Genomic DNA, 17,599 nt, shown 5'->3' with positions numbered 1-17,599 from the left:
TGGTGCTAGAGTATATTATGAAAGTTATAAAAAGAAAAATAAAGAATTAAGAGAGGAAAATACTTTTTTGAAAAAATCAATTAATATTCTGCAAGAGAGTATCGATCTAGCCGAAAGTTGCTTCAAAACATATTTCTTAAAAAATAAAGAGAACCTCTGGAATATATTTAAACAAAAACTGTCTGAAACATTTGGTTCTAAAAAATACGAACGTTATAATATTATTCGTCATGATACAGAGTTAAATGAAAAGCTTGCACAACACGAACGAGGTTACTTAGAGGGCGAAAGACGTGATCCACCCCCTACTTTGCTATTTGGATATGATACTAAAACAGATAATGAGTCTGATTTTCATTGTGAAGAATTGACTATTGAAAATAAAAATTTATAAAAAGGTTAGTTCTCGTATTTTTTCTACGACTAATATCAAACATAGCATGCCTTTTTATTATCCTAGAGATTGTAGACTTACACAAGGGCTCCCCAAAACGTGATATTACATAATCTTTATCATCATTCTTGATTTGAACTTCTCGCCATTTTTTAAGTATTGTAATTGTAAAATCATCTAATATTATACGCAAAAGCTATTTTGTACATTTTATCTATACTCTACTTTGGATTTACTATTTTGGTGAAAGATTGAGTAAGAGATTCTTTAACAAACTCATCTGATAAAACTGTCGCTCTTTCTTTTTGTTTTTAATTTGTCAAAAGTTTATTTGCTTCTTCTCGTATTTGGTTCTCAGTTTGTTTTGAAATAGATTGTGAACCAATCTTATAGCCAATCATAACAATAAAACTTATTACGATTAAACCTCTACTCCAACCAGAAATCGAGCCTTCACTTTGTTAAACATGACTTACTTCTTTATTAGTGAAAGCCACATCATATCAAGATTAGTTTGGAGATTTTATCACTGGAAAAATATGATTAACTACAAATTATGGTATACTAATGATAATAAATTGTTATCGGTAGGAGATGTTTTATGTATTACGGTCGCGATACTGAAATAGAAGAATTAAAACAGCATTTTAAATTTTCTAGTAATGATAAAAATAGTTTATATATTATTAATGGTTTAAGTGGTAGTGGTAAAACCGAGCTAATCAGAGAGGTTTGTCAACAAGTTTACAGCCATGATAAAGAAGCCTTTATTCTCTACATTGATGTTATAAATGATGGGTTTGAAAGTAATAAATTTTTTGAAAATCTACTAAAAGGAGCGTATGTCCCAACACAATTCAGAAGAAATCTATGCTTATCAATACCTCAAAAATATTCGTTTTCAAATTATTTAAGAAAACAAAAACTAACAAATCTAACTCTGAAACATAGTCTTAGGTTAATCAGATCGTTTATTGCGTTCGATACAACTTACAAAAAAGTAATTGATTATCCTTGGGAAGAAGTTATTACTGAAATAAAGGAGGGAATATTTGAAAATGATTTATATTTAAGATATTTCAGTCATGTTTCAAAAAAAATCCGTCTTAATATTATTATTGATAATTATCAATTTTTACCTGAAGATATAAAAATAAAATTTGAAGATGACTTTAATACACTTCAAAGCGGAATCTCTTTAACAATTATAAACCGAACAAATGATAAGTTAAAATCGATTGATAAACTAGATACATTGGACAATTATACTCCTACTGTATTAAATTTATCGTATCTTACTGAGGATGAGTGTAAATTACTAATAAGAAATAAAATTGCTTTACTTGATAATGTCAAATTGAATCAAATCTGGCAGATAACACAAGGTAATTATAAAGATATTGAATTAATTATTAACAGACTTATTGATAATCCAAATTCAGAATTATTTAATATTTCTGATATATATGACAAACTTCCAGATATTCAAAAAAATATACTTATCATATCATCAATTTTTCCTGCTGGTATGAGAAAAGATATAGTTTTTAACTACATTAAATCTATATTAGACGAAAATACTGAAGTAGCTGATTCTCTAAAATCCCTTATTGATGCAGGTTTTGTCTATATTAATGGAGATACAAATGATAAAATCAAAATTTCACACGAATCAATTGTAAATGGTATTTTAAATCACACAAATGCTTCTGATCTTCAATTAGTAACCAACAATCTAAAAATATATTTAGAGCAAACTATCCTATCTATAGGAGTTGGTGGCGAGTTAGCTTATTTAATTCACTGCTTAATAAATATATGTAATATTGAAGAGTTGCGGCAAAATGTAGAATATATCAAACAGTTACTTGAAATCGAATACAGGAAAAATTCATATTTTTACATTGTATCTTTGAGTAAGAAGATACTTCATTTAATAGAATTATTACCCGAAAAATACTTACATTATATGTTGAACTCGTACCAGTGGATTTCTGATTTTAATGGAGGTTTAGCTATTTTAAACAGTCTTCAAAAAGATAATTATTCAAAAGATTTACAGCTATACTATCCTAGATTTCAAATTCAAAAATATGAATTTGAGGAGGCGCTAAAATCGCTGGAAAAGTTAGAAAATTGCTCTGGAACATTACTCTACAAGCTAAATGCTTATGGTCATTTAGGTAAAGATCGAGAGGCAATTAAACTCCTTAATGAGAGCATGGATTCTGTAGAAAAAGACGACTTCTATTATATTATTTTACGAAATTCTGCTCATTATTTCCCAACTAAAGAAGCTACCGAAAATCTCAAACTAGCATTGGACTATTTTCAACGTAATGAATATCAAATACCTGTTGCAACAGTATATAATAATTTAGGTGTTGTTAATATCTGGGACGGAAAATATGATATAGCTTTAGAGAATCTAAATAAGGCCATAAAAATACTAAAAAAATATGATTCAAATGAAATTTTTGAACCATATTGTAATAAATCAATTATTTTTTTGATGAATAAAAATTATCAACAATCTCTGAAGTTTATAAATAAATCACTTCAAGAATGTCCTAAAGCTTTGACCTTAGATATTAGGATGCTCAAGTTAAACAAATTAATTATTGAATTGATTTCTGAAAGAATCTCTTTTACAGAATTTCAAAATTCACTAAGAAACTTTGAGGAAGAAATTCCACTCATAGACGATCCTTGGTATAAATTTCAAATAGTATACAATTTACAACAATTTGATGATATTCCTTTTGTTTGTGAAAAAACTTATATTGATGATTATCAAGACGGACTCACTAAATACTATCTGTTGATTCCTTACAAAAAATATAATTTCTGTATAGGTCTTTCTCCTAATTGGAGATATTAATTTGTTCATGGTACTTGCGAATGAGATCTAAATATATGGAATAATCATATTGTTTATATTTTAATAAATTAGCTACTAGTTTAGCTAATTTTTTAATATCATCATCAGTATAGGATAAATTTGTAATTCCGATTGTTCCTAATCTTATTCCTGAAGTCGTCATTGGTCCGTGTGTATCATTTGGAATTTGATTTCGGTTAACTAATATTTTATGTTGAAAAAGTAGATTCTCTGCATCCTTGCCACTCAAGTTTAGATTCAGTAGATTAACTAAAATTATATGAGTCTTTGAGTTTTTATAAACAACATCAACCCCTTCTTTACTTAATTGTTTTATAAACAATAAAGTATTTTTTATAACCTGTTGTGCATAATCTTGAATATCTATTGATAATAATTTGATTAAACAGATACATTTCGCAAATAATGCATTTTGTGTAGGACCTCCCTGTGTTCTAGGAAAAATTGAATTAGTTATTTTTTCTTCAAATATAGAACGATACATTAGTACTCCTCCTTGAGGCCCACGTAAACATTTATCCATTGTAAAAGTAACGAAATCCACATATGGAAAAATCGACTTATGTAGCTTTGCCATAATATATAAAACACTATGGCAAATATCCGCTAAAATAAGGGTATTGGGGCTAACCTCTTTTATAATTTCATAAATTTGTTGATAATTAAATTCATTTCCATACGATGAAGCACCAATAATAATCAATTTAGGTTTATATTTATCTAATAATTCCTTTAATTCGATATAATCAATATTTAAATCATGATCTAAATGATAATATTTTACAGTACCTTTACCTGTATAAGTGTGTGAAATATGTCCTCCGTCTTTTGGAGATAACGATAAAATATAATCGTCACTTTCTAAAACACAATTATAGACTATTTGGTTAGCCTGAGTTCCTGAATGTGGTTGCACATTAACTCTATAATCACCAGGATTTAAATCAAAAAGTTGAAGACACAATTCTTCTGAATATATTTCAATATTATCCAATGAAGTACAATGAGGAAAAAAGCGTTTTTCAACAGCTCCCTCTGTTGGCAGAGTAGCGAGAGGGAAACTTTGAATCTCTAATACTTCGGTGAATGGATAGCTAATACATGCAGCAAGATTTATTACGCTATTCTGTTCTTGGTTATATGAATCAAGAATTTTATTTAACTTCTGATAGATTTCACCTTCAAATTTATTAATTTTATACACTGACTTCTCCTATCGATAACAATTTATTATCACTATACGAAGCACTAAAATAGGTTTATAATAGCATGATTATTGATAAAGGAGATTTTTATGGATTATAAACTTATTTCTACTTACTTAGATTATTGCAAAACTCATAAGCGTTTGAGTTCACACACGATTCGCGCTTATAAGAACGATCTTATGCAATTTTATAACTCAGACTATGATAATGTCGAATCCTATATAGAACAGTTGACACGATCTAACATAAAAACGAATACATTAAGAAGAAAAATTGCTTGTTTGAAGGTGTTTTATAACTATCTAAAATACCAGAACATAATTGAAGAGAATCCCTTCAATCAATTGCGCTTTCAATTTAGAACTGAAAAAGTATTGCCTAAAACGATTCCGTATGACATTCTGAAAAGCATTTTTATATATTTAGAACGGAAAGTAATTGTATCTAAAACTGACTATCAAAAACAACACGCTGAAAGAAATCTACTAATTATTTCACTTTTACTTTCAACAGGCATCAGAATTTCTGAACTTTGCCACATTCATCTCAAAGACATTAATCTGTCCAATAAGACACTCCATATTATAGGAAAGGGTAAGAAAGAACGTATCCTATTTTTAGGAGATCAAAAAACATTCAATTTATTAGAAACATATATAAATAAAACAAGAAATGAATCCAATGATTTCTTGTTCCCAGGGAAACATTCACTTAGACCATTGTCAGAGCAAAGTGTACGTTTAGTAATAAAGAGAATCGTTGAACAAAATAACTTTTCTAGAACTATTACACCGCATATGTTTAGACATAGCTTTGCGACAATGCTTCTAGATAGTGATGTAGATATTCGATATATTCAACAAATTCTTGGACATAGTTCTATATCAATCACACAAATCTATACTCACGTATCTCATTCAAAACAAAAAGAAATACTTAGTTCTTTTAATCCCGTATCAGTAATTCATTCTGAAATCGAGTAAGAGACATTTCCAAAGTCTACAGTTCACTTCATCTTAAATTAATTTTTGTAGTTCGACTTTAGTTAATAGATTTTATACTCAACAAAAGCAAAAAACATATAACACTTCACTTTGAATCAGCATTTATAGATACTGTCAATAATTATGTGTAAACACTCAAGTAGAGTTGAAGAATGTTAATCAAATAAACTTTCAAGTGTGTCATAACATTGGCCAAACCCTTTATGGATTCGTTGACTTTGCTTGAAATTATAATCTTCAAACAAAGTAACTAGGTAACGTTCCATAGCCTCCTCGTTAGGGAAAAGAACCTTCTTTTTCGTTTGACGTTTGACTTCTTTGTTAAGAGACTCAATGAGATTTGTCGAATAAATGCTGTGTCAAATCTGGTAGGGAAACTGATAAAAAGTTAAAAGATTATCCGTATTCTCCAGACTTTCCTATACTTTGGTTCCCATTCGGCGATAAAGTCCTCTAAAGCTTGCACTGCTATTTCTAAATTTTCAGCATGATAAATCGTTTTAAATTGCTCCAGAATAACCGCTCTATCTGCTCGTTTCACTTTACTAGCTAGATTTCGACTAATATGAATTAAGCAACGTTGTTGTTTAGCTAATGGGTAAGCCTGACTTATAATCTGCTCAAGCCCCTTAAAGCCATCGGTCACTACAAGAGAAACCTGTTGGATTCCTTGGTTTTGAAGCTTGTCTAACAGGGTGGACCAAGAAGCATTGTTTTCATTTGGGGCGATCTCATATCCAAGAACAGCCTTCTGTCCTTCTGGTGTAATGCCAAGTGCGATATGAATACATTCTTTACTAACAGTTCCACGCCTTAATGGAAGATAGGTTCCGTCAAGGAAATAACACAGAGTAACTGGCTTCTAATCTTCGCTCATGAAAAGCAGCGACATTCTCCTGAGTTGCTTTTGAGATATTAGAAATTGTGGCAGGACTATAGTGATGACCATACATTCGCTTAATGATATCACTAATTTCTCGAGTCGTTACACCGGTTTGATAGCGTTGTGATAACCATCTCTTCCAAGTGGTCATCACAACGCCCATAAGCAGGGATCAAAGCTGGACTGAAGTTCCCATTACGATCTCTTGGAATGATTAACTGAACAGTCCCATATTGGGTTTCAAATTTTCGTGAATACGTTCCGTTACGACTGTTGCCTGTAAGATAACCAGCTTTATCATAAGGCTCATACCCTAAAAAGGCCGACAATTCTGCTTGAAGCAGCTCATTCAATAGCTGTTTCAAGAGAAGAACGGAAAAATTCATCAATATCTTGCTTTTGGGCTAGGAAGTTAAGTAGTTCTGTGGTAAACTGAGTCATAGGAATAAATCTCTTTCTAGTAATGTTTCGCAACTCTACTATAACGGATTTATTCCTTTTTGTGTTTACACAACTTATTTTACACTACCATATAATCTCTATCCTTTAATAAAGTATTGATAAAATAATTGTATCTATTTTTACTATCTTCACCTTTTAAACGAGACGCTCTCCTTAAATCATTAATCTCTAAGACAACCGTTCTATAGCTCATATTCATACAAATTTCAAAAAATACTGATTCAATATCTAGAATAAATTCATTTGTATTAGTTATACATTGCGTTTTATTTAAAAAGCTAGTTAATCGCTCTAAGTATTTAAAGCAAATTGGTTTAAATAAATCTAGCCAATGAATACTTACTCTGAGTTTCTCCTGAGGGTTATATTCATCATATAAGATTGTTCCTAACTCTCGCTCAATATAATCTTTTCCCCACTGCTCGTACTGAAGGAATTTTTCTTCCCAATCTTGTAGACTATCTCCAGAGGTAGTCTTTAAAAATTCATCTAACTGCTCATCATCTTCGATATTATTAAATAAACTTAACCATTTTTCAGATACTATAGACATAATGATTTCCTCCTTAATTACTAATAGATTATCAAATTTACTGTTTATTAGAATGAGTAATATGTGCAATTTTTGTAAATCATAACCACCCGTCTAACGGGTGGTTTGATCAAGGGCTATAAGCCCATAATACCAGCCAGTGCCTAAAGACGCTGGCTTTCACTTTGTTCAAGCCTTATTGCTTTTGACTCGTCACAAGCCTCTCGAAGAGGCATTCGCATTACTTACCATTATCCCTAAAGGGATTTTCATATTCTTTTACGCTTAATTTATCCAAATCGATATCATGCTTCTCTTGTTCCTGGATATATTTCTTAATTGTGGCTTCATTAAGTCCTACCGTACTTACATAATATCCTTCTACCCAGAAATGCCGATTTCCAAACTTGTACTTGAGATTGGCGTGTTTATCAAACATCATTAAGGCACTTTTTCCTTTTAAATATCCCATAAAACTAGCTACACTCATTCGTGGTGGTATACTTACTAGCATATGAACACGATCTGGCATTAAGTGACCTTCTATTATTTCAATGCCCTTATATTGGCATAGTCTATGAAAAATCTCTCCCAGACTACTCCTATATTGATTATAGATTATTTTTCGTCTATACTTAGGTGTAAATACAATGTGGTAGAACACATCCATTTTGTATGTGATAAACTGTGAGCTTTTTGCGCCATAGTCTTAACTCCTTTCGTTTTACAATTGGCTTGAACACCTTTATTGTAACTCGTTTGGAGTGTTTTTGTTATGACGGTATAACCTTCGATGCACACCCGCATAGCGGGTGGTTTATTTGTTTCGCACCTTCGGAGCGAAACGGACTTAAAGTCACATAATCATCAAAAGCGCTGAACGCAATCGTTCAACGCTTTTTTGTTTTATATCTAAATGAAGTTTTAGAGCAATAAAAATGCTATCAACACAAATAAATCAATGGAATTTCGTTCAGATATACTGCTTTCCAAAAGTAGTTTAGCCAGTTTAGGCTACCTAACTCCTCATATAGTCATGGTAGGCATTGACAGATGTACGCTTACTTAGTGAAATCAAGTACCTTACGTCCTTGAATTTCACCTTTTTCCATTTGATCAAATACTTCTACCGCTGTATCGACAGGAACGGTTTCAACAACTGGTACTACCAATCCTTGTGCACCGAAGTCAAAAGCTTCTTCTAAGTCTTTACGCGTACCTACAAGAGATCCAATAACACGGATACCATCTAGAACTGTTTTAACAATTGAGATCTCCATGTATTCAGATGGGAGCCCAACGGCAACGACCGTACCACCGGCACGTACACTATCGACAGCCTGGTTGAAAGCAACCTTAGAAACAGCTGTTACAACAGCACTGTGTGTACCACCAGTTTTCTCTTGGATATAGCCTGCTACATCTTCAACTTCTTTACCATTTACCACTAAATCAGCGCCAGATTCTTTAGCCAAATCTAGTTTATCTTGATTGATATCAACTGCTACTACTCGTGCGTTAAAAACTTTCTTAGCATATTGAATAGCCAAATTGCCTAGCCCTCCAGCACCATAAATAGCTACCCATTGACCAGGTTCAACTTTAGCTTCTTTAATGGCTTTATAGGTTGTAACTCCAGCACAAGTAATAGATGAGGCTTGAGCTGGATTGAGTCCTTCTGGAACTTTCACAGCGTAGTCAGCAGTAACCAAAGCATAGTCACTCATACCACCATCAACACTATAACCAGCATTTTTTACAGACCGACAGAGTGTTTCACGTCCAGTTGTACAATATTCACAGTGGCCACACCCTTCGAAGAACCAAGCGATTGATACGCGATCACCTTTTTTAAGTGTTTCAACTCCTTCGCCAACTTCTTCAACAATACCAATTCCTTCATGGCCTAAGATACGACCTGGAACTTGACCAAAGTCGCCATGAGCTACGTGAAGGTCTGTATGGCAAACGCCACAGTATTCAACTTTAACTAGAGCTTGACCATGACCAACTAACGCTGGTTTTTCATGGTCCACAACTTCAATACCTGTGCTTGCTTGATTAACAACAACTGCTCTCATCTTAATTACCTCCATATGATAACTTCTAACACCCTCATTATAGCACTCTTAGCAACAATGTCAACGCTTACATAAAGTGTTTCTCAGTCACTAACAAATTTCTTGAAAGCTCTGGCTAGCAATTAAAGACATACTATTTCTCCCGATGGATGTGATATGATTTAATCATTCCCAAGATATCTATACTGTCTCACAAGTGTCTTGGAATCCGGTAGGCTGACTTCAAAATGGAAATAATGATTGCGTCCGTCTCTAGCATTCTCTTTATTTAATAGAAAATAATTCTTTTGACTGATATCCATCACTCTAAGAATATCATTCGTCAAAAAGGTTAAGGGAATATCCATAGCAGAATAGCGATAAAAGTCTTCTTCAAACTTTAAATAGCTATCAGAAAAATAGTCAATTTGAAGTTTATCATCATAAATTTTTCTCTTCCTCATCTATGTTTTCAACCCCCAAACTAATTTCTAATATATCCTTTGTTCGAATACATTTATATCGCTTGCAAGATTTTATAGTAACTTGATCAAAATCCAAGTCAACCACATAACCACTAATCCTACAGCGCCTACCTTGATCCTTTATCTGGAAATTCCCCAATAATTGACCCAAATAAAGCTGGTTCAATAAAGTAAACTTCTCTAAATCATCCAAATGATTAGTTAGATTTTCTTTAGTCTTATCTTCATGTAGGGAACTTGTATGTTCTGATAAGAAAAAGCCCATCCACTTCATCATTCCCCTATCTTGATGTTCCCTAGCTGATTGAAAGGGAAGGTAACTACGGTCTATCATTTTAAGCCATCTAATCCTCCAGCAGAGTGTCCACCAATCAGCTTGCTTCGAGCAAGACTCCTAGATGCCTCCTGTAAAGCAGTTGCTTTTTGAATGGTCGTAAAGCCAAATTCCTGTCGAATACTATCTATAACTGCCTGAAGTCTTTCTTCTTTATCAATGTCATCTGGATTATCAAATAAAGAAATAATTTGAAGCCTTTCATCTACAAAATTTGCATAAGAGACACTGACACTTCGAACAGCCCCTCCTTGATATTTCTTCCTAAAAAGTTCAATGACATGTCCTATTAGTATCCTTGTATTATTAGCAGGTTCAATCTTCATATGTGCTTGTAGCGAACGCTTGCCATCTAACTTTGAAAACCCAATGCTAATGGAAACTTGACAAGCTTTCTTATGGGCTCGTCTTAACCTAATAGCTACCTGCTCTGCCATCTCTCTTAGAATCAATTCAATATCAGCTTGACGATCATAGTCTCGTGGCAAGATTTGGGAATTCCCTAAGCCATGTGACTTTGGTTTATAAGGTTTATGAACATTACTTTCATCGATACCGTTGGCATGAAAAAAGAGGTCTAAGCCCACAATACCTAACTCCTTTTTAAGAGTATCAGGATTGCTATTAGCAAGTTCTCGAATAGAGAAAATCCCTAACTTGTTTAGGCGCTTCTCCATCCGACTTCCAATCCCCCAGAAATCGGTCATATGGGGTATATTCCAAACCTTAGTCTCAACATCTTCATAGGACCAGTTGGCTCTCATAGTAGCCGTATGTTTGGCCTCATTATCAAGAGCTAACTTGGCCAATAAGGGATTGCTGTTAGACATCCCAACTGTCGAGTAAATACCTGTCTCCCTCCAAATATCTCTTTGAATACGCCCTGAAATCATATCTAACTTATCTTTTCTTGTAACTGTCCTATCGGGAATAAAGTAATTCAGTGACGACGTGAGATCAATGAAACCCTCATCAATGGAATAAGGAAGAATATCTTCAACGCTGGCATAATTCTGGAAAATGTGTTGAATCTGGATATTCTTTTTTATATAGAGGTCCATTCTAGGAGGAACGATAAAGGTAACCTTAGCCCAAGATTCGATGTAATCTACAAAATCTCTATCTGTTGGTAGTCCTTGCTTTTTGGCATTATAATAATGAAACTTACGAGAATGAATGTCAAAAGGTAAGTCATAAGAACGACTAACATTTGACTTGCCAAAAACCTGCTTAAATATGGGGGAAGAGGCCAGTATCAAGCCATTAGCATTTTCAGCCCTACTCATCACACATAAAGAGGTCTTAAGAGGGTGCAGTCCACGTTCAACACACTCCACACTTGCATAGAAAGATTTCATATCTACAAAAGCAATATCACTTTGTGGTTCTCTTAAATAATCAAAATATCCCATGCTATCCCCTTCGTTAGTTTATAAACTAACATTAGTATAAAATATAATTTCTTATATTTCAAGTATTTTCCATAAAAAATAACAACATCCCTTCTAGAATGTTGTTATCCTTCTATTTTTTCCCTTTAACTTGGTCGGTGGCAACATCTTCACCAAACCACTTGTTAGAAATCTTTTGGAATTCTCCTTTTTTATAAAGGGTTCTAAATCCTTGATTAATTTTTTTAATCAGTGTCCTATCTGCCTTACGAGCACCTACAGCAAAGCTTTCACCCTCATAACCAGCAGGCATAACGTTATACTGATCCAGAACTCCTGATTTTTCTAAGTAGTAATTAGCATATACACGGTCAATCAATAGACCATCAATACGTCCACTATCAAGATCAATCAAGGCTTGAGTAAAGGTCGAATATTGGACTGCTTTTTGGTTAGCAACGATATCCTTCAAAATCTTCGGAGAAGCATTAAAAGCATCATAACCGGAAGACCCTGCTTGGGCACCTAAGGTCTTACCTGCCATTCCTGCAACAGAATCAATTCCCGAAGATTTTTTGGTTACCAGTACTTGTTCATTGACCATATAAGGTTCCGTGAAGTCCGCAGACTGCTTACGCTCATCTGTGACCGAGTAACCATTCCAAATGAGGTCAATTGTCCCATTCTTCAGTTCTGTTTCTTTCATATCCCAGTCAATAGCCTGCCATTCGACATCGATGCCATATAATTTAAAAACTGCAGTAGCCAGGTCAATATCAAAACCAATATAGCTACCATCCTTTTCCTCATATCCCATAGGAACAAAGGTGGCATCAAAACCAATTTTGATTTTTTTTTCTTTGGTATAGTTTTGCCACTGGTCTTTCTGAGTTGCAAAATGTGAGCGCGAGCTACAAGCTGATAGCGCAAACAAAGGCAAAATGACAAGACAGCCTAGCAAAATCGTTTTTACTATTTTTTTCATAGAAAATCCTCACTATTTTGGATTGATAGTGACAATCTCATCAGCGATGTGCTGTGCAAACTGCATATCGTGAGTAATAACGATTTGCGTAATCCCAGTCTCACGATTCTGCAAAATCAATTTCTCTACTTCTTGACGCAACTCAGGGTCAAGAGCTGAAGTTGGTTCATCATAGCCGACGATTTTCGGATCGATCATCATAGCACGCGCAAATGCAACACGTTGTTTTTGTCCTCCAGAAAGAGAGTAAGGATAAGCATTTCCATGTGCTCCAAGCCCTAAACGGTCAAGTAGAGTTTGAGCTTTTTTCTGGGCATCTTCCTTAGACATTCCCATCGTCTTAATCGGCGAAAGGGTTAGATTATCTAAGACAGTCAAGTGCGGAAACAGTTGAAAATCCTGGAAGACAAAACCTAGCAAGTTACGACTTTCCATCTGATCCAAGGGAATCTCTTCATTTTCATAAATAATTTGCCCTGAATCAATAGTTTCAAGTCCTGCTAGCATACGCAAAAGAGTTGTCTTACCACCACCAGATGGTCCAACGATAGCTAGGATTTTCCCCTCTTCGACAGTTAGGTTATAGTTATCAAAAATTTTGTGTTGACCAAATTGCTTGGAAATATTTTTTAATTCTAACATAAGGTCTCCTATTTATAATAGTTGAATTTCTTTTCGATGTGTTTAGAAGCTACAGTCACTACACCTACAAGGATAAGATAGATAGCTCCAGCCACAAACATCGGTGCTAAGGTCGCATCACGGTTAGCCGCGGTACGACTTTCCAAAAGAAGGTCTCCAACCCCAAGAACATAAACCAATGATGAATCCTTAACCAAGTTAATAATCTCGTTAAAGATACTTGGCAAGACAATCTTAACCACCTGAGGAAGGATGATATAGCGGATGGTTTGGAAAGAACTAAGTTTAAGCATTTTTGCTGCTTCGTATTGTCCTTTCGGAATAGCCAAAATTCCTCCACGGAAAATCTCTGCAAAATAAGCAGCATAATTAAGCGTAAAAGCAAGAATAGCAGCCGGAAGGCGGTCAAAGACAATCCCTACACTCGGAAGAACATAATAAACGAAGATTAATTGCAAAAGGAGCGGTGTTCCACGCATAATCCAAACGTAAAGGGTTAGTAACCAATTTAAAGGTTTGAATTTAATCTGCATTAAGAAAGCAAGTACAATCCCTAATGGAATCGACAGTACGATAACAATGAAAAATACTTGAAGTGTGACTACCGCACCGTTCAAAAGGGCTGGTAATACTTCCAAAACGTATGACATATAAACTCCTATAATTATTTAGTATTGTTGAATATTATACCAAATTTTTTAAAAAAATGATATAAGATTTTGAAAATAGTAAAAAGGAGTGCGACTAGACCCACTTTTTAAATGAGTTCATAGTCACACTCCTGAGAGACTTAAATAATCGTTCCTAAGAAACAAAACATACTTAAGTCTAGTGTCTCTAAAGCTTATTTTAGATTTTCTTAACAAATTCAGATTTAAGTTTCATAGCACCAAAACCATCAATCTTACAATCAATGTTGTGGTCACCTTCAACCAAACGGATATTTTTTACCCGTGTGCCTTGTTTAATATCTTTTGGCGCGCCTTTTACTTTCAAATCTTTGATAACTGTAACAGTATCACCGTCAGCAAGACGTGTTCCATTGCTATCAAGAACCACAAGTCCTTCTTCTTCTGTAACTTCGTTTGGATCCCACTCATAGGCACATTCAGGACATACAAGCAAGATTCCATCTTCATAAACATACTCTGAGTTACATTTTGGACAATTTGGCAATGACATAATTCTCTCCTAAGATTGTGATATAGATACTATTCTACTTTAGATTTCCTAATTAAGCAAGGATGAAAACGATAAAAATAAACAACATCCCTTACACTGTAAGAGATATTGGTATTTTTATTCAACAGTAACTGATTTAGCCAAGTTACGCGGTTTATCAACGTCGAGTCCACGATGGAGTGTTGCAAAATAAGCAATCAATTGTGTCGGTACAACCATTGAAATTGGTGACAAGTAAGGGTGAACGTTATTAAGAACGATGTCATCATCTTCTTTAGCAACATTTTCCTCAGCAATAGTCAACACTTTAGCACCACGTGCTGCCACCTCTTGAATATTACCACGAGTGTGGCTAGCAAGAACAGCGTCAGACAGGAGGGAAATAACAGGTGTACCATCTTCGATAAGAGCGATTGTACCATGTTTCAACTCACCTGCTGCAAAACCTTCACATTGGATATATGAGATTTCTTTCAATTTAAGACTGGCTTCCATAGCAACATAGTAATCTTGACCACGACCAATATAGAAAGCGTTACGTGTTTCTGAAAGAAGAGCTGATACCTTCTCATCAATCACTTCTTTTTCAGAGAGCGTTGATTCGATAGATTGTGCTACAAGTGACAATTCATGTACCAAGTCGAAAGCTTTAGCTTTTTCATTACCATTAGCCTCACCGACTGCTTTAGCCAAGAAGGCAAGAGCTGCAATCTGAGCAGTGTAAGCTTTAGTAGAAGCTACGGCAATTTCTGGGCCAGCATGAAGAAGCATTGTATGGTCAGCTTCACGAGAAAGTGTAGATCCCGGAACGTTTGTCACTGTCAAACTTGGAATACCCAACTCGTTAGCTTTAACAAGAACCTGACGGCTATCTGCTGTTTCACCTGATTGACTAATAAAGACAAAGAGAGGTTTCTTGCTAAGGAGTGGCATACCATAACCCCACTCAGAAGAAATACCAAGCTCAACTGGAGTATCTGTCAACTCTTCAAGCATCTTCTTAGAGGCAAAACCGGCATGATAAGAAGTTCCTGCTGCGAGGATATAGATGCGGTCAGCTTCTTGAACAGCCTTGATAATATCAGCATCTACAGTCACTTGACCCTTGTCATCTGTGTAAGCTTGGATGAGCTTACGCATCACTGTTGGTTGCTCATCGATTTCTTTGAGCATATAGTAAGGGTATGTTCCTTTACCGATATCAGAAAGGTCAAGCTCAGCAGTATAGCTATCACGTTCTTTAACATTGCCATCATAATCTTGAATTTCGACACTATCAGCTTTCACGATAACCAACTCTTGATCGTGAATTTCCATGTATTGGTTTGTTTCACGAATCATAGCCATAGCATCAGAGCAAATCATGTTATAACCATCACCAAGACCAATTAAAAGTGGTGATTTGTTTTTAGCGACATAAATTGTTGATGCATCTTCAGAATCCATGAGAGCGAAGGCATATGATCCACGGATAATATGAAGAGCTTTTTTGAATGCTTCAAGAGTTGACAAACCATCTTCTTCAACAAATTTTCCAATCAAGTGAACTGCGATTTCAGTATCAGTTTGACCTTTGAAATGATGACCAGAAAGGTATTCTTCCTTAATTTCAAGATAGTTTTCAATAACACCGTTGTGAACCAAAACAAAACGTTCTGTTTTTGAGCGATGTGGGTGAGCATTGTCTTCCGTTGGTTTCCCATGAGTCGCCCAACGAGTATGTCCGATACCTGCAGTGCCTTCTACTCCTGCAGTTTTAGCAGTAAGTTCCGCAATACGGCCAACAGCTTTAACCAATTGACTAGATGTTTTACCAGCTACAAAGATACCGGCTGAATCATAACCACGGTATTCTAGCTTTTCAAGTCCTTGAATCAAGATATCAGTTGCATTTGTGTTACCTACAACACCAACAATTCCACACATATTTTTAATAATAACCTCAGATCAAAGAGGTCATGTCTCCTTCGTTTAAAATTGGTATAGTCAATAAGCTCTTTAAAAAGCTTAACGAGGACAGTATATTCCATATATTTAACATTGTCAAGCATAAAATTGGTATAGTCCCAAAAAGACTTTTTAATCGCTTCTTATCCTAAGGAATAATCCTTAAAGTATGCTATAATAAGGCTATGCGAATTCAACAATTACATTATCTTATCAAAATCGTCGAAACCGGCTCAATGAATGAAGCTGCAAAACAACTTTTCATTACGCAACCAAGTCTTTCAAATGCTGTTCGTGACTTGGAAAGAGAAATGGGAATTGATATCTTTATCCGTAACCCTAAGGGAATCACCTTAACCAAGGATGGAGTTGAATTTCTCTCTTATGCCCGTCAGGTAGTGGAACAAACGAATCTCTTGGAAGAACGCTACAAGAGTCACACAGAAACACGTGAATTGTTTAGTGTTTCTTCTCAACACTACGCGTTTGTCGTCAATGCCTTCGTCTCACTTCTCAAGAGAGCTGATATGACGCGTTACGAGCTCTTCTTACGTGAAACTCGTACCTACGAGATTATCGAAGACGTTAAGAACTTTCGTTCAGAAATCGGTGTTCTCTTCCTTAATGGCTATAACCGAGATGTCTTGACTAAAATGTTTGACGATAACCGACTTACCTATACTAGTCTCTTTAAAGCCAGACCTCATATCTTTGTCAGCAAGTCAAATCCTTTGGCCAAGCATAAAGTGGTCTCATTGGAAGATTTAGAGGACTTCCCTTATCTTAGTTACGATCAGGGGATTCATAATTCCTTCTATTATTCTGAAGAGATTCTCTCACAAATTCCCCATAAAAAGTCGATTGTGGTTTCAGACCGTGCAACACTTTTTAACCTATTAATTGGTTTGGATGGATACACAATTGCCACTGGTATCTTAAATAGTAATTTAAATGGTGACAATATCGTCTCTATTCCACTAGATATTGATGATGAAATTGATATTGTATACTTGAAACATGAAAAGGCTACTCTATCTAAAATGGGAGAAAAATTCTTAGATAACCTTGTTAAGGAGGTCACTTTTGATAACTAATATAAGAGCTACTTAGTCCCCACCACATAAGGTTGGAATTTTTATCGTTCAAAAAAGAGCCCTTTTGTACTGACTCCAAAAAGTTAGACAATTA

At 34.7% G+C, this 17,599-nt stretch carries 14 protein-coding genes and 5 pseudogenes; 4 read left to right on the top strand and 15 right to left on the bottom strand.

The genetic code is table 11. The annotated features are described in order from the left end of the window. Positions 1–394, top strand: a pseudogene (locus RDY04_RS01765) (hypothetical protein); the annotation flags it as partial. A gap of 43 nt (positions 395–437) precedes the next feature. Here the strand turns inward: RDY04_RS01765 and RDY04_RS01760 are convergent. Then, positions 438–584, bottom strand: a pseudogene (locus tag RDY04_RS01760) (site-specific integrase); the annotation flags it as partial. A 46-nt stretch (positions 585–630) separates the two neighbouring features. Beyond that, positions 631–863, bottom strand: a pseudogene (locus tag RDY04_RS01755) (peptidylprolyl isomerase); the annotation flags it as partial. Between the two features lie 132 nt (positions 864–995). On the opposite strand from RDY04_RS01755, the gene RDY04_RS01750 reads away from it, so the two are divergent. Further along, a complete protein-coding gene (locus RDY04_RS01750; protein WP_308000818.1) occupies positions 996–3,275 on the top strand; it encodes a tetratricopeptide repeat protein in 2,280 nt (759 codons plus the stop codon). On the opposite strand, the gene RDY04_RS01745 is transcribed toward RDY04_RS01750, so the two are convergent. Beyond that, complete coding sequence (locus RDY04_RS01745; protein ID WP_050088028.1) at positions 3,259–4,500, bottom strand: aminotransferase class I/II-fold pyridoxal phosphate-dependent enzyme; 1,242 nt, start codon at positions 4,498–4,500, stop codon at positions 3,259–3,261. The two genes, RDY04_RS01750 and RDY04_RS01745, sit on opposite strands and share 17 nt — an antisense overlap. Positions 4,501–4,590: 90 nt before the next feature. On the opposite strand from RDY04_RS01745, the gene RDY04_RS01740 reads away from it, so the two are divergent. Continuing rightward, complete coding sequence (locus RDY04_RS01740; protein ID WP_295494193.1) at positions 4,591–5,487, top strand: tyrosine-type recombinase/integrase; 897 nt, start codon at positions 4,591–4,593, stop codon at positions 5,485–5,487. A gap of 176 nt (positions 5,488–5,663) precedes the next feature. On the opposite strand, the pseudogene RDY04_RS01735 reads toward RDY04_RS01740, so the two are convergent. The 12 genes and pseudogenes from RDY04_RS01735 to glmS all read right to left on the bottom strand — a co-directional run bounded on the left by RDY04_RS01735 (position 5,664) and on the right by glmS (position 16,390). Further along, positions 5,664–6,832, bottom strand: a pseudogene (locus RDY04_RS01735) (IS256 family transposase). Positions 6,833–6,911: 79 nt separating this feature from the next. Then, entirely contained in the window at positions 6,912–7,406 is a 495-nt protein-coding gene (locus RDY04_RS01730; RefSeq protein WP_295494195.1) for a hypothetical protein, read from the bottom strand. Positions 7,407–7,626: 220 nt separating this feature from the next. Further along, a pseudogene (tnpA, locus tag RDY04_RS01725) lies at positions 7,627–8,090 on the bottom strand (IS200/IS605 family transposase). Between the two features lie 356 nt (positions 8,091–8,446). Then, positions 8,447–9,466 carry an alcohol dehydrogenase AdhP gene (adhP, locus tag RDY04_RS01720; protein ID WP_303953515.1) on the bottom strand — a complete coding sequence of 340 codons (1,020 nt, stop codon included), beginning with the start codon at positions 9,464–9,466 and terminating at the stop codon, positions 8,447–8,449. A 161-nt stretch (positions 9,467–9,627) separates the two neighbouring features. Next, positions 9,628–9,909: a DUF5960 family protein gene (locus RDY04_RS01715; RefSeq protein WP_303953519.1), complete on the bottom strand. Its 282-nt coding sequence runs from the start codon at positions 9,907–9,909 to the stop codon at positions 9,628–9,630. Further along, positions 9,887–10,264, bottom strand: coding sequence for a hypothetical protein (locus RDY04_RS01710; protein WP_303953522.1), 378 nt, complete (start codon positions 10,262–10,264; stop codon positions 9,887–9,889). The genes RDY04_RS01715 and RDY04_RS01710 overlap by 23 nt, the downstream gene beginning before the upstream one ends. After that, positions 10,261–11,676, bottom strand: a complete 1,416-nt coding sequence (locus RDY04_RS01705) for a Y-family DNA polymerase (RefSeq protein ID WP_303953525.1) — start codon at positions 11,674–11,676, stop codon at positions 10,261–10,263. The genes RDY04_RS01710 and RDY04_RS01705 overlap by 4 nt, the downstream gene beginning before the upstream one ends. Before the next feature lie 112 nt (positions 11,677–11,788). Next, positions 11,789–12,640 (bottom strand): amino acid ABC transporter substrate-binding protein, encoded by an 852-nt coding sequence (locus tag RDY04_RS01700; protein ID WP_303953529.1) that lies wholly within the window; start codon positions 12,638–12,640, stop codon positions 11,789–11,791. Positions 12,641–12,652: 12 nt separating this feature from the next. After that, positions 12,653–13,282, bottom strand: a complete 630-nt coding sequence (locus RDY04_RS01695; RefSeq protein WP_087009873.1) for an amino acid ABC transporter ATP-binding protein — start codon at positions 13,280–13,282, stop codon at positions 12,653–12,655. A gap of 8 nt (positions 13,283–13,290) precedes the next feature. Then, positions 13,291–13,932, bottom strand: a complete 642-nt coding sequence (locus RDY04_RS01690; RefSeq protein ID WP_003092913.1) for an amino acid ABC transporter permease — start codon at positions 13,930–13,932, stop codon at positions 13,291–13,293. Positions 13,933–14,131: 199 nt separating this feature from the next. Further along, entirely contained in the window at positions 14,132–14,464 is a 333-nt protein-coding gene (locus RDY04_RS01685; protein ID WP_295494156.1) for a zinc ribbon domain-containing protein YjdM, read from the bottom strand. 117 nt (positions 14,465–14,581) lie between these two features. Then, positions 14,582–16,390: a glutamine--fructose-6-phosphate transaminase (isomerizing) gene (gene glmS, locus RDY04_RS01680; RefSeq protein WP_303953539.1), complete on the bottom strand. Its 1,809-nt coding sequence runs from the start codon at positions 16,388–16,390 to the stop codon at positions 14,582–14,584. Between the two features lie 206 nt (positions 16,391–16,596). Between glmS and RDY04_RS01675 the strand changes: the two genes are divergently transcribed. Beyond that, positions 16,597–17,505 carry a LysR family transcriptional regulator gene (locus tag RDY04_RS01675; RefSeq protein ID WP_303953541.1) on the top strand — a complete coding sequence of 303 codons (909 nt, stop codon included), beginning with the start codon at positions 16,597–16,599 and terminating at the stop codon, positions 17,503–17,505. The last annotated feature ends 94 nt before the right edge of the window (positions 17,506–17,599 follow it).

It is taken from the genome of uncultured Streptococcus sp. (assembly GCF_902463925.1).
Taxonomy (GTDB): Bacteria; Bacillota; Bacilli; order Lactobacillales; family Streptococcaceae; genus Streptococcus.
The sequence above is the reverse complement of the archived record's forward strand: the minus strand, read 5'-3'. Positions and strand labels throughout refer to the sequence as shown.